15 protein-coding genes are annotated in these 12,488 nt (G+C 40.3%); 6 read left to right on the forward strand and 9 right to left on the reverse strand.

Annotation, left to right across the window (positions count from 1 at the left end; genetic code table 11):
* Positions 1-276 precede the first annotated feature (276 nt).
* Entirely contained in the window at positions 277-1,602 is a 1,326-nt protein-coding gene (locus ACLSSO_RS10385) for a hypothetical protein (protein ID WP_413942734.1), read from the forward strand.
* A 125-nt stretch (positions 1,603-1,727) separates the two neighbouring features.
* Here ACLSSO_RS10385 and ACLSSO_RS10390 read toward each other — a convergent pair whose 3' ends face one another.
* The 3 genes from ACLSSO_RS10390 to ACLSSO_RS10400 are packed head-to-tail and all read right to left on the reverse strand — an operon-like array spanning position 1,728 to position 3,040.
* Positions 1,728-2,261: a hypothetical protein gene (locus ACLSSO_RS10390; RefSeq protein ID WP_413942735.1), complete on the reverse strand. Its 534-nt coding sequence runs from the start codon at positions 2,259-2,261 to the stop codon at positions 1,728-1,730.
* A 3-nt stretch (positions 2,262-2,264) separates the two neighbouring features.
* A complete protein-coding gene (locus ACLSSO_RS10395) occupies positions 2,265-2,807 on the reverse strand; it encodes a hypothetical protein (protein ID WP_413942736.1) in 543 nt (180 codons plus the stop codon).
* Positions 2,804-3,040 carry a hypothetical protein gene (locus ACLSSO_RS10400; protein WP_413942737.1) on the reverse strand — a complete coding sequence of 79 codons (237 nt, stop codon included), beginning with the start codon at positions 3,038-3,040 and terminating at the stop codon, positions 2,804-2,806. Before ACLSSO_RS10400 ends, ACLSSO_RS10395 begins: the two co-directional genes overlap by 4 nt.
* A 113-nt stretch (positions 3,041-3,153) precedes the next feature.
* Here ACLSSO_RS10400 and ACLSSO_RS10405 point away from each other — a divergent pair, with 113 nt between their 5' ends.
* Genes ACLSSO_RS10405 through ACLSSO_RS10415 form a run of 3 tightly spaced genes read left to right on the forward strand, consistent with a single transcriptional unit; the run spans position 3,154 to position 4,168 of the window.
* Positions 3,154-3,435: a hypothetical protein gene (locus ACLSSO_RS10405; protein WP_413942738.1), complete on the forward strand. Its 282-nt coding sequence runs from the start codon at positions 3,154-3,156 to the stop codon at positions 3,433-3,435.
* On the forward strand, positions 3,435-3,794 hold the full coding sequence (locus ACLSSO_RS10410; RefSeq protein WP_413942739.1) for a hypothetical protein: 360 nt from the start codon (positions 3,435-3,437) through the stop codon (positions 3,792-3,794). Before ACLSSO_RS10405 ends, ACLSSO_RS10410 begins: the two co-directional genes overlap by 1 nt.
* Entirely contained in the window at positions 3,791-4,168 is a 378-nt protein-coding gene (locus ACLSSO_RS10415) for a hypothetical protein (RefSeq protein WP_413942740.1), read from the forward strand. Before ACLSSO_RS10410 ends, ACLSSO_RS10415 begins: the two co-directional genes overlap by 4 nt.
* A 183-nt stretch (positions 4,169-4,351) precedes the next feature.
* Here ACLSSO_RS10415 and ACLSSO_RS10420 read toward each other — a convergent pair whose 3' ends face one another.
* From ACLSSO_RS10420 to ACLSSO_RS10440, 5 genes are all read right to left on the reverse strand, one after another.
* Positions 4,352-5,305 carry an SOS response-associated peptidase family protein gene (locus tag ACLSSO_RS10420; protein ID WP_413942741.1) on the reverse strand — a complete coding sequence of 318 codons (954 nt, stop codon included), beginning with the start codon at positions 5,303-5,305 and terminating at the stop codon, positions 4,352-4,354.
* Between the two features lie 83 nt (positions 5,306-5,388).
* Positions 5,389-5,871, reverse strand: a complete 483-nt coding sequence (locus ACLSSO_RS10425) for a hypothetical protein (protein ID WP_413942742.1) — start codon at positions 5,869-5,871, stop codon at positions 5,389-5,391.
* Positions 5,872-6,176: 305 nt separating this feature from the next.
* Positions 6,177-7,514, reverse strand: a complete 1,338-nt coding sequence (locus ACLSSO_RS10430) for a type IV secretory system conjugative DNA transfer family protein (RefSeq protein ID WP_413942743.1) — start codon at positions 7,512-7,514, stop codon at positions 6,177-6,179.
* Complete coding sequence (locus ACLSSO_RS10435) at positions 7,498-8,268, reverse strand: replication-relaxation family protein (RefSeq protein WP_413942744.1); 771 nt, start codon at positions 8,266-8,268, stop codon at positions 7,498-7,500. The genes ACLSSO_RS10430 and ACLSSO_RS10435 overlap by 17 nt, the downstream gene beginning before the upstream one ends.
* Positions 8,269-8,423: 155 nt before the next feature.
* Positions 8,424-9,185, reverse strand: a complete 762-nt coding sequence (locus tag ACLSSO_RS10440; RefSeq protein ID WP_413942745.1) for a replication-relaxation family protein — start codon at positions 9,183-9,185, stop codon at positions 8,424-8,426.
* 693 nt (positions 9,186-9,878) lie between these two features.
* Between ACLSSO_RS10440 and ACLSSO_RS10445 the strand changes: the two genes are divergently transcribed.
* On the forward strand, positions 9,879-10,592 hold the full coding sequence (locus ACLSSO_RS10445; protein ID WP_413942746.1) for a VC0807 family protein: 714 nt from the start codon (positions 9,879-9,881) through the stop codon (positions 10,590-10,592).
* On the opposite strand, the gene ACLSSO_RS10450 is transcribed toward ACLSSO_RS10445, so the two are convergent.
* A complete protein-coding gene (locus ACLSSO_RS10450) occupies positions 10,589-11,350 on the reverse strand; it encodes a hypothetical protein (protein ID WP_413942747.1) in 762 nt (253 codons plus the stop codon). The genes ACLSSO_RS10445 and ACLSSO_RS10450 overlap by 4 nt on opposite strands.
* Positions 11,351-11,457: 107 nt before the next feature.
* Here ACLSSO_RS10450 and sohB point away from each other — a divergent pair, with 107 nt between their 5' ends.
* Positions 11,458-12,477, forward strand: coding sequence for a protease SohB (gene sohB, locus ACLSSO_RS10455; RefSeq protein WP_413942748.1), 1,020 nt, complete (start codon positions 11,458-11,460; stop codon positions 12,475-12,477).
* Positions 12,478-12,488 lie beyond the last annotated feature (11 nt).

The following is a 12,488-nucleotide window of genomic DNA, read 5'->3' on the forward strand; positions in this document are numbered from 1 at the left end:
ACAGGTTTTCAACAACGATACCGCAAAAATGGGCTATACATAAAGCTTTTTTTGTTTTTAACTTAAAAAATGAATTCGAGCTTTTAAAACTCGTTAATTTCAGTTTAACAGCCGCGCAAGGACGAAAACAAATATATAGAGCATGAATGCAAATACTACTACTACTAGCACCTTTCTGGTTCGGACATGAAAGGCTTCATACACCCGCTTTAACTTGAATAGTCCATGAAGAGATTTCGATGATTTCGAGTTACAACATCTACGAGGATTGCAAAAATGACTGATGAAAAATTAATAGGACGCCAAGATCCTATTCCTGAGGTTCCACTAAAAGAAAAAGAAGAATATTTGACGTTAATCGAAGAGTTTCTCGGAAGGCAATGGCTAGCTAAAGACAATTACGGCCCATTTCAACAACTTTGGAATCGACGAGATGTCCTATCAACTATTGAACTTCTTTCTTTTGGTTCCGCTCTAAAAACCTTCAAAGGCAAAGTGACGGAAGGTATCTACCGAAAAGCCGCCAATGAAATTAAATCTAAAGATCAAGGAAATAGTGCTGCCAAAATTTTCGAAATCGTTTCTTCATCCATGTTTGAAAACGAGTCACAAAGAATAGAGATTCCGAAGGAAAATAATCCTGGCTATGATTTCTTAGTAAATTTAAAAAATGGATCTAAGATTAGATTTTCAGTCAAAGCTCTCTTAGATTCAAAACATGCAAACGAATTTAAATCATTCTCTCAGGAATTGAATAGAGATCTTCCGCAAATGTTAAATGACCACTACAGCATTTTTCTAATTCAGCAGGATTTCAATATCACCAATAAGTATAGTCATTCAATTCTAAAACGAGGACTAAGAGAAATCATTATGAAACGATCATTTGGCGTACCATTCGTTTCGCAAAACAATTGGATATTAAGATTAGATAAAATGGAACCAATGATAGGTGAAAACTTTTATAATCAAAAACCGTCATATACGTTGCTAACACTGTGTCCTCATCAAAAAAATGAACAATCCAGGTTTTATAGTAAAATTCAAGATGCATGTGACAATCTCAAAAAACATTGCAGTGATGTCGACAATAGCTCGACTAACGGAATAATCATCAAGGTTCCCGATTCCATAGCGATCTCTGATGCGACAAAATGGCTCAATGAGTTTTGGGATCAACAACATGACTGTATTTCTATTGTTATTATTATGAGAGCTTCTTATACTTCTTCGGATGATCTGTCCCAGAGTTGGTTAACTTACGAATTCTCACAAGTTTCGAATCCAAAATCGAAAGTTCAGATTAGTGAATTAGCACCCGAGACATTAACGGTTCAAGTGCCAATTGGAAAAGTCTCCACCTCGGAAACGAAAGCCATAATTCATGTTTACGACAAAGAAGTTACACTATCGGGTTCATACTGGTATTTTTCTGGAAGACATATTTATCAGAAGCCGATGGAACTACAGAATGGAAATGTAACCTTCAATTTCAAACGCCTACCAAATGTTCATGTTTCGTGCGTTTTTACTGGTTTTCCTGACGGCGATCTAGAGATGTCGGCACGTTTTCCACCGTCAGAGGATTTACTTATTCTTTAAAAGGCATAACCTTTGTAAAGATAACATATTCCAAATTTTGCGAACTGAAGAATATATGGACAGACTAACACAAAGAAAAATAAACAGATGACCAAGCTTGAGAACTCACATATACAACTTAGAACTCAGGCAGAAGCGATCTTGCAATTTCTTTCGTGTTTAATCCGAATTGCCACTTGAAGAAATACAAGCCATATCAAGAAAGATGAAATTAAAAAAGAAACCACAACCGGAGCAAAAAGTAATTTCGGATCGCTCTCCACCAACGACCAAACTAGCAATGCTACCAACGAAACGACTCCTATTATTAAGAAAACGATTCGCGCTAAATCCAACTTTTTCATTTTGATTTGTACGAATGAGAAAAAGCAAAAAATAAGTAGATTCACTATAATTAAAACAGCACTCAATAGTGAATCTAACTTAAATAAAATACTAAAATAAATAGCAGTAAATGGCCCACTTAACATAGGCGAACAACAAATTAGCTGCGAGCTAATGGAAAGTTTTCGATATTCATCAAAAAACTTTCCATTTTCAACTTCTCTAAGTCGAGATTGACCGAGTTTGAACCATGAGTATCCAACCAATACTACCGTCGCAAAAAACAAATAGGCAGCACTAGGTAAAACCACTTTTTCAATTACTCGATCAACCACAAACTATCTCTCCGATTCAAACAATTGCCGTTCTCCCTTGACCCAATCTTTATGGGGCAAGACTTTTTCAGCATTTTTCCGAAGCACTTTAGGTATGTGTGTGTTTTTAAAATCAATTCTCCAGCCAAATGGCGTTTTAGCTAGTTTAAACAAAACCTCATCTGATTGCTGGCTCTTTATAAAAGAATTAAGAGATCCATCTCGCCCGCCACTGGTGACAGTGCCAAGCTTTTGAAACTTTACTACGAACTCAGAAGATTCTTTCCCAATATTTTCTTTAACAATCGAAAAACCATTGATAACTTCGAAAGAGTCTCCGCCTCCTTGATGACCAGGGCAAAGCGCAAACTCTTCGATTTTGGCACTATTAACAAACCCGCCTTCTGAATCCAGCTTTAGAAAAGTACTAATTAACTGGCGAGCACTGTAATTGCTCTGTTTTTTATAAAACGAGCACTCAGGATCCTTCCACGCCGTGACCGATTCTTCTGCCGTACAGATTGATGCCATCAATAAAATCCAAGCTAATACATTCGCAAATTTCACTTATGTTCCTTTTTGGAATTTTTCATTTTTGGAATGGCTGATATCGAGAACATCAACAGAATACCAAAAACAAGTGTGAAATTAATCGCCATTTTTTTTGCTTCTTCTCCACATGTTTTTTCAGCATTTAGAAAGCTAGTAACACAGCCTGAGACAAAGTAATCAAACCAAAATGCAGCCGGAATCCCCAAAATAACGAGAAAACAAATTAACATTCCTTTTCGTTTTTTCATTCGGAATTTCCACCTAATTCGCTTAAATTGCCGTTCCTCATTTTGAAGCTCATAAGGAAAGTATAAATGAATTTTAACTACACACAACAATGTTTATTTGATTAAATGCTGGTATGAAAGAAGTGATGGAGATATTAAGACGTTATCTACAATTCTGGGATCCAATCGAGGTCGTGGGAGATCTCATCAAAAACGGCTTTCCACCTGACGAGTATGACTCTTACGCTGGACCTCTGTATACAATTCTCGCAAATGGCGGTAGCGTGGACGACATTGAACGGTATCTACAAAAATGTCTTGAGCACATGGGAATGCCTTTTGTCTCTGAAAGAGAAAAAAGAATGGCAATTTCTATTCACACCTATTTTAACAAATCCAGTGGGTTTAGAAAATAATGAAGACACTAATTTTTACTTTTACAGATGATATGGATATTTTCCGTAACTTTCTAGGAGCTGAAAAATATCTCGAACCTTGGATTGTCGAGCAAGGATTTGAAGCCTTTGATTCGGAGGGTAGAATTCTCACAGCTTCTGTCGCTTTGAGACCAAGAAAGTTTCTTTGGGTGATACCTACGACCGTAGAGACGGTTGTCATATCCCAAACCGATAATTTCGAACCAGAAAAATTCAAATCGAAATTGATACCATATCTTAAAATGCTGGAACCAACTACAAATGGAGACCTTTTGTCTAAGCAAAATCTTGAAGAGTTAATAGAACTAGCCGTTAAACTCAAAGGGTATTCCGATTGATTTTAAATCCGAGAGATGAATTTGATCTAAAAGAAGTGGATGCTTGGAGAAGTACAACTAAAACAGCCATAAGGTCGAGTTTTATTATGAAGAGAATTTTAGCAGTGGTGATTTTAGGGGTGTCTTTGGCATCTTACCTTTGGGATGTGAAACAGGACCGAAGTAAAACTATTAAAATTTTAAAAACCACTCCTCTCTATGGGGAGTGGGAACCTATCAACGGAAATGCCATTGGCAATGTAGAACCTGGAGAGACCTTGAAGGTCTTGCGAATACGTTACGCAAAAGATCACATGGCAGTAAAAGTTGAACGAAGCAATGGATCTACTGGATGGCTAATTCTTGACTCATCCGTTGAGATTAGTCAGCAATAGATCTCTTATGTATGAAAGAATTCAACTCAGCATTGAAGAAGTTTGGCAAATCTTGAATGTAAGAGGAAGATCAAATGCCAGTATATGCAAGGCGGAAGGTTCGTGGTTCCCGCAGGCGTACAAATTAGTACGTCGAGGACAGCCACGAAGGTGACAACGACGTCAGATGATGGCTTTTCAACTTCATCTAGAGATGATGTGTTCGTAGATGTGGATCTCCGGCTCATCCAACACCCTCTCCATCTCTTTCTTCGGATACTTCTCAGGATCAAGCCAAAGAGGAATATTTTCGTCTTTAAGAGCAATGATAAGCCTATCATGACCAGTCTCTTGAATTTCTGGTGTTGGCTCATGTGTCAGAGCCGCGAAGGAGTAAAAACCATCATGAGCATTTGACTCCCAATAATCGTAAAGACAGGCAATTTTCAGATCTACTTTGGATTTTGGATTAAAATGAACAACGAGATTTTGATCATCTTCAGTTGGTGCTGGTTTATAATCACGAGAGGAAACGTTTTCATAAAAGCTTTCGGCAACAAAGAACCCGTGTTTGTGGCCAAATAGATCACGCCAAAAAGCATTTCCTAAATTATCTCGGCGAGCATTATATAGACCGCTATACTGCTTATCGACAGACTCAGGCTTGTCTGAAGGTCTACAGTGATAACGAGCAAGCTTAATCACTCGTTCTCCGTTTTCCTGCACGATAATCGGCGCATAGGTCATGGGAAAAACGCGACTGTCTGTGAGGATAAGTTCGCTTCGCTTCATTCCCTTGATACGCTGGAGATACTTTTCAATATGATTGGTAGCGATACGCTTTTCATTGAGGAACTTTTTTGTCTCTTTTTTGCGAAGCGCTTCTTCCGCGAGACGCAAGCGTTCTTCTTGTTCTGCAAGCTCAAGTTCAATTTCTTTGAGTTTTATTTTATGATACGCTCGAATTAGATCACGAATCTCTTTTTCTTCCGAGTTCTCAGGATCATTAAACTCAGCTTCAAGCGCCTTGCAAATCTTAATGCGCTCATCAGAAAGACGACGATAAAACATGTTTTGAAGAAGCTCATAGTCGATACGAGCTTCGAACTCAATTCCAAGCTTTTTAACCTGTTGTTTAATAATCGCGCTATAGCACATGTGCTAGATGGTAAACTGTGAAGAACCCGCTGTCGACAGGACTTTAGGTTACAATTGGCGGCATAATCTTTTGACTGAAGTTACTATTCAAGGCGCTTAAAGGAGCAAATAAAAGGTCCTGCCTCACATCCGCTCGTAGACTCATACTTCAACTCAGACTTATTCACGGTAAGAACTTTCCAAGTTCGTTTCGATTTTCCAGGTAAAACGTCACAGCTCACTCCACTCGGCGATAAGGTACGCTTTGACACAGTTACCACATCATAAATGTCGTTACTTGCACGATTTATTTTCGCCTCTTCAATCAAAGAACAATAACCCATCCACTCAGGTTTTCGCCAGCGAGCTGTCTGACTTTGGAGCAAGAAGTTTCCATTAATAATCATCGTATGTGCCTCTTGAACTTCTGGCAGAATAGTGTCCTTTCCAACGCAAGTACAACTAACTTTAAGCCAAGCACCATCCAAGGCACTTGGCGCGATAGTATCTTCACGTTTTTCAAAGGATGAACATGCCTGCAAAAAAACCAGATAAAACAAGAACGAAAAAGGTATAAACAATTTCATGATTTAATTATTTGATTCATTTAAATCCATGTCACGAAAAGAATTTCAAATAGAACGAAGTAAAAAAAGAAAATCTAATGCATGTTGACGATATACAGAACTTGAACGCCTCAAGTTCTGTATATGACTGGCAATGATGGACTGCGTTCATCATTCCGATGGGCACCGTTTACGATAGATTCAGGTTTTGGCATTCTGAGTTGATCAAAACTGGTCAGATTCAAGGCGGAGGAGCATTCCTGCCACGGAGGCGTACGAATGAGTACGTTGGAGAGCAAGGAAAGATCCGACAACGCAGAAGATGACTAGTTTTCATCAACTCTCACCACGTGGGCTCGGGAGTATGGATACTTTTTGACCACCACACACTCCCCCACCCTCAAACTCTTCACCACATTCGGATGGATATTAAACTCCTCAACCTCTCTCAGTGACTTATCCCCGGTCTTTAGAGTTATCGGTCCCAACCTTTGCGCCTTATGTGTTTCTTTCCAAACGGTTTTAGTCCCGCCGCGCTTAGAAACAATCTCAGCACTGGTTTGGTTAGGTTGCAGGAACGCGTAAAGAGTTGATACGTTACCGGTGAGTCTTTCTTCAAACTCATCGCTCACAGCTCTAAGGTCTGCCATTTCTTGGTGAGCCAGTGTTAGGGTGACTTTTGAACTTCTCGCGCGATCCGGGAAACCTAGGAAGTAATCTTCTGCAAGGTCGGCAAACTCATCAATGATGCAATTAAAGAACTTGCGCTCATTTCTTGGGATATCAGCGTCAATTTTTGCTGAGGTCGAAATAATGTCCTGAACGATCAACCGCCCTATAACTTTGGTCGTCTCTTTATACCTTCTAGAATCTAGAAATATAAAGACGATCTTTTGGTTATTAACTTCGTCAAAAAGGTTAATACCTTCTGGCTGAGCTTTTAGGAACTTTCCAAAGGATGATAAGACTAGCGATTCGAGCTGTGACCGTAGGCCAGCTATATAACCATATGTGTCTTTGTTATTTAAATAACTATAACAACTTTCAAGATTTCGTTTAACTGCCATTTCACTATTGGGAATCGCAAGGCAAAGCTCTTCAACGAAACTTACATCGGAACAGGCGTTTAAGAGAATTTCTAAATCGAACTCCTTTTGCGCGTTGTCTCTTAACCAAACAAGCCCTGTGAGAATTTTTAAAAGGTAACTAAAGGCTTCATTTTTATAGAACTCATCACCCCACTTAAAGCAGCCAAATATTTTATCCCGAATCTCTGTGGCGTCGCCTCTTCGAATGATGTTGTAGCTAGTTGAAATATTCGGATGAGAGATTGAAAAGATCTTTAAATCCTTCTCGCGCCCTAAACTCTTTACGGTCCCTATCATTTTTTCGATAGTTTCTCTTTCACCTTTTAAATCAATCCACAGTGCACCGCTGCCTTTTTGTAGACGACTTTTAAGGATCTTAGAAAGTAACACGGTTTTACCAAAGCCGCTTGCACCCACCACATGGACGTGATGATTAAGCTCTTCTTCAGAGAGATATTCTTTTCTAAAAAAGCTTCCCTTTATTTTTCCGATGTAAATATCAGAGTCGCTCAAAGGTAACCCCAGCGACTCTAAAAATGGAGAAAAGAGCTTTTTAAAATTAAAGAACTGCTTCATGGGCAGTTTTATTTTGCTCAGGCGGCTTGGGAGCAAAATACTTATGATAAGATAAAACCGAAATCTCTTTTACTCCTTCTGGAATTTGCGCTTTGATCTTTTCAATCACCTTGTCATCAGTACAAAAGAAGATGACACCTTCAATTCCAGCCTTCTGGATTTCTTCGTTTTCTAAAACCTTAAGGTAATGGTCAATGCGTTCCGCATATACCTTAGGTGATTTGGGAGATACTTCTAGCTCAAGGAAGTACGCCTTTTTATCTTTCTTGTAGCAAACCGCATCCGGAAGATCTTTAAACTCTCTTAAGAACAAACCAATTTCTTTTAAGGACACCTCTGAAATCCACTTAGTGAGAAAGTTTAAATCTTCAAAACGAATTCTTAAATCGTTAAGTAAAAGATCATGCTTTACTCTTGGTGAGAAAATATTCTTTTGAACTTGAGGGACTGTTTTCCCAGGATGCCCGTTTACAACAACTTCTCTTCCCTCATTCGTCACCGTAAAAAGGCTGTTTAACGTGAGTACGGGATCTTTTGTCTTTAAGTATCCGCTCGTTACTAAATCTGCAACGACACCACTTGCCTTTGCGGCAAACTCTTCATTCGCTCTAAAAAACTTCTTTTTAATTTGTCCGAGATTCATGTAACGCATTTCTAAAATATATTTGATAATGTTCTTTTCTAATGTGTTAAGTTCTTTCATCGGAACTTTTACTTCTTCTTTTAGCGTGGATTTACTTTGAGCTTCTGACATTGTTTAATCCTTTTTTTAAGTGATAAATGTTTTAATTCTTCATTCACACCGTGAGACTTCTTGCAGGATTTATTCAAATGAGGATTTTAGGTGTTTTTGAGATTCGCAGTCGACTTTCGGACACATTGGATTTTTTATTTCAAAGGTCGCGGACCTTAACCTCGGCTAAAAAATGTATTAAAGCTTTGAACTTCAAAAAGGCTTCCGTAGATCTTTGTCTCTTTCGTCAAATAATCAATCGTCGCTTGCTTTGCGCAGACGTAAAGGACTCGGTCAAATACTTTCACCGCTTGATTCTCCGACCTCATCATCGATACGTATTTTCTTACTTTAGTGATATATTGAGATCTCGACTTTAAAGAAAGCTCCAACTCCAAGGCTACTCTCTCACCACTTTCAGTTTTAAAAATTCCGTCCGGAACATTCGAATGCACAAGTCCGCCCGCTAACTCTCGGCTTGATCTCAGTTTCTTATCACTAATCCAACAACTAGCCGCTCTCTGGTTCTCTAGTATAATTCTTGATTCTAAAACTAATCTGTCGTGGGCGAAGGTTCGGTGATCGATCACTTGGGAAGGTTTAATAACGTATGCTTCAGGTTTTGCGTCAGAAACCGCCTTATAACCTTTTGGTGTCGCAAGATAAAACTTCGTTCGTTCTGAGAAACTAAAAGTACCTTTTAAATATCCTGCCTTCGCTAATTGCTGAAGACGTCTAATCGCCCATTCGTTGCTTCTCGCTTCTTCTCCAGCCAAAGTAACTTTAAAAAATCTCTCAAAGATATCTTCCACACTTGAAAATTTCATATCCAAAATAAATTCGATAACTTCGATATCTCTCTCGGTTAAAATCACACCACGGTCTTTCTTAACTCTTCCGTTTTCGCGAATTAACTTTCCTAAATCCAATTCATTCATAAATTTCCCTCATTCCACTAAACTTCTCGCCACCCAAAGTTTCGAATTAGCAAAAGACTACTTCCCCCTGGAGGGGTGTTAGGGGACAAGGTCCCCTAAGGGTAAAAAATGAAAACCCACTCCTAGTTAGTTTATGTTTTCTACTCCTGCGATCCGTTTGGCCCGGAGCCGGTAGGTCAGCACCCGCTCTCGTAGGGAGTGGGTGCTGACCTACCGGCTCCGGGACGGACGGGAGCTAGGAGTGGGATTTCAGGGCATTAATGGAGATTCGGCCCTTGCTGGCTACACATACGAAATGGGTGCCTTATTGGTGGACGAAAATGGCAGCTAACACATTTCGAATCCCGAATATTGACGAAATAGTTCGGACATCTCGAAGAGAAGATTTTTTGGAAATAAAAAATGGACGTATATGGAAGATAGGCCGCTAATTTTCAGGGTGATAGAAATTTATATCACCTTTTTATCACCCTATTTCGTGAATTCGAATGAGTGAAAATGAAAACGTCGTGAAAGGAAATGAAACATCATGAAATTCTAAATTTGCGAAATTGTTCAACTATTCTTGCAAGCTCTCGTTTTTATTTAACAAAAAATTTATACCTGCTCAACCTCGGGAAGTTCAGGCATATTTCACCTCTCTACGCACAGCGCAGGCTTGCATTTTATCAGGAGTTTCACCAGGATGCTAGAATGACTGAAAAGAACGCCCCTCAACAAGAAAACGGCCTTTTAAATCTGATTTTTAATATCGTTTTGCCCGTTTTAATTTTAAATAAATTAAGTAAATTCATTGGCCCTTTGGCGGCGTTGCTACTCGCCCTCGCATTTCCTTTGGGATATGGCGCTTATGATTTAGTGAAAAGAAAAAAAACCAATGCGTTTTCAGCGTTGGGTCTCCTGAATGTGCTTTTGACCGGAGGCTTGGCTCTTTTGGGATTGCATGGCTTTTGGTTCGCGGTCAAAGAAGCGGCCTTTCCGACTCTTGTAGGTCTTTTTGTTTTTGGTTCTGCCTTCACGAAACGTCCTTTTATTGAGACGCTCTTTTTGAATCCGTCGGTGATGAAAGTAGATCTTTTAGAACAGCGCCTGGCCGAACACGGAAAACAAACGGAGTTTCATGAGCACATGAGAAAAGCGACACTGTGGTTGTCCCTTTCATTCGTATTTAGTGCGATTTGCAATTTTGTTTTAGCGAGAAGAATCTTTATTAATATCGACACATCTCTTTCGCCAGAAGCTCAATCCTTAGTACTCAACGATCAAATTGCCACGATGACGACCTGGTCAATGGCCATCATCATGGTTCCTTCAATCTTGTTTCTGTTGGGAATCTTCTGGTACCTCATGCGAGGCATCAAACAATACGCCGGCCTTTCAACGGAAGAACTTCTAAAAGAATCTTAGAAGTCTCCTCCGTCGTCTCCTCCGAATGGTGGCGGCGGCGGTGGAGGTGGGAAATCACTTCCTCCCCCGAACCCTCCGAAGTCATCGCCTCCAAATGGCGGTGGTGGTGGAGGTGGCGGCGGTGGTGGAACATCACCGAAATCGTCGGACATATTTGGAGCAGGCACGTAACCGCCGTCTCCGAAATCATCAAAGGTAGGTGGTGGCGGGAATGAAGAACCGGAGCCTCCTCCAAAAGAACTTCCTCCTGATGAAGAACCACTTCCCCCTGGCATTTTTCCATATTTAGGTTGCGCGCCAAAAAGAGCGCGTTTGCGGTATTCGTAGCGAGGTCTTAACTCTTCAAGACCCAATTCCTGTTCTTCTGTTGGCAGATGCTGGGCAAGGCGATTGATTTTTTCGTCTTTGTTTTTTCTCTCGGCGTACGCTTTGCGTTCAGCCTCTTGAGCTTCTTCGTACTTCTTTTTGTCGGCCGCGTCAGCTTTGGCTTCAGGGCCTTCCTCGCTCATGGATTCTCTTTTCTTATCTTTTTTATAACCTTCCAAGTCGCGATTTTTTTGATTCTCCCACTGCTCTTCTTCTTCAAGATAGGCTCTTTCTCCTCTTGCACGGGCGTCTTCAAACTGATTTTGATTTTTTTGATGCTGAGCAAAACCAGAAAGACGGTTCATCTCCGAGTTCTGCGCGTGCGAGGGCGAACTCAGAAGAGTCAGAAAAAGAGCGGCATAAGTGGCTTGCAAATTCCGTGAAAGAATCATTCTGGCCCCAGTCTACCAATGCTTTCGATTTTTTTTGAGCAAACAAAAAAGATGCTCGACCTTTGGCTAATTCCTGAATAACTTAAACCCCTGTTTTAAGGAGCACTATGGACGCCTTGCAAAGCATCGGGATATTCGCAGCACAAACGTTTCTAATTCTCTTCGCCATTTTGGCCGTGATCATCACGATTGCTATGTTGGCTTCCAGAGCGGGCGACAAAAGTGAGATTCAAATCGAACTTTTGCACAAAAAATACAAAAACTTCCGCAATCTTCTTAAATCACAAACTTTGACAAAGAATGAGCGTAAAGAGCTTAAGAAAAAGCTGAAAGAAGAACGCAAATCTCAGGACAAAGAATCCCTTGATCATGAAAAGAAAATCTTTCTTGTGGATTTCGAAGGCGACATCAAAGCGTCGGCGGTTGAAAACCTTCGTGAAGAAATCACAGCTATTCTTACAACTGCGACACCACACGATGAAGTCGTTGTCCGCGTAGAAAGCCCCGGCGGCATGGTTCATGGTTATGGTCTTGCAGCTTCACAACTTTTGCGTGTTCGCGAAAAAGGCATTCCTCTCACTGTGTGCGTGGATAAAGTCGCTGCCAGCGGTGGTTACTTGATGTCTGTTACTGCAAACAAAATTCTTTGTGCGCCGTTTGCCATCGTGGGATCCATCGGTGTCGTGGCGCAAGTTCCAAACGTGCACCGTGCACTGAAAAAATTCGACGTCGACTACAAAGAGTACACGGCCGGTGAATACAAACGTACAGTGAGCTTGCTTGGCGAAATCACTCCTAAAGGCGAAGAAAAATTTAAAGAACAACTTGAGGATACTCACGTTCTCTTTAAGAATTTCGTTCATAAATTCCGTCCCAACATGAATCTGGCGGAAGTGGCGACCGGCGAATACTGGTACGGCGAACAAGCTCTTGGCAAAGGTTTGGTTGATGAAATCCGCACGAGCGATGATTACCTTTTAGGACTTTCAGAAAAACACCAAATAGTTAAAGTAAAATACGAACATCATGAGAGTTTGAGTGATAAACTCACAGGAATTATCGGAAAGGCTTTTAAAAAAGGGAGCATTTCCATTATAGAAGAACTTGAAACGCGACGTTTTCTTTAATAAGGACGTAG

The sequence above is a fragment of the Bdellovibrio sp. HCB-162 genome, from assembly GCF_047344985.1.
Classification (GTDB): Bacteria; Bdellovibrionota; Bdellovibrionia; order Bdellovibrionales; family Bdellovibrionaceae; genus Bdellovibrio.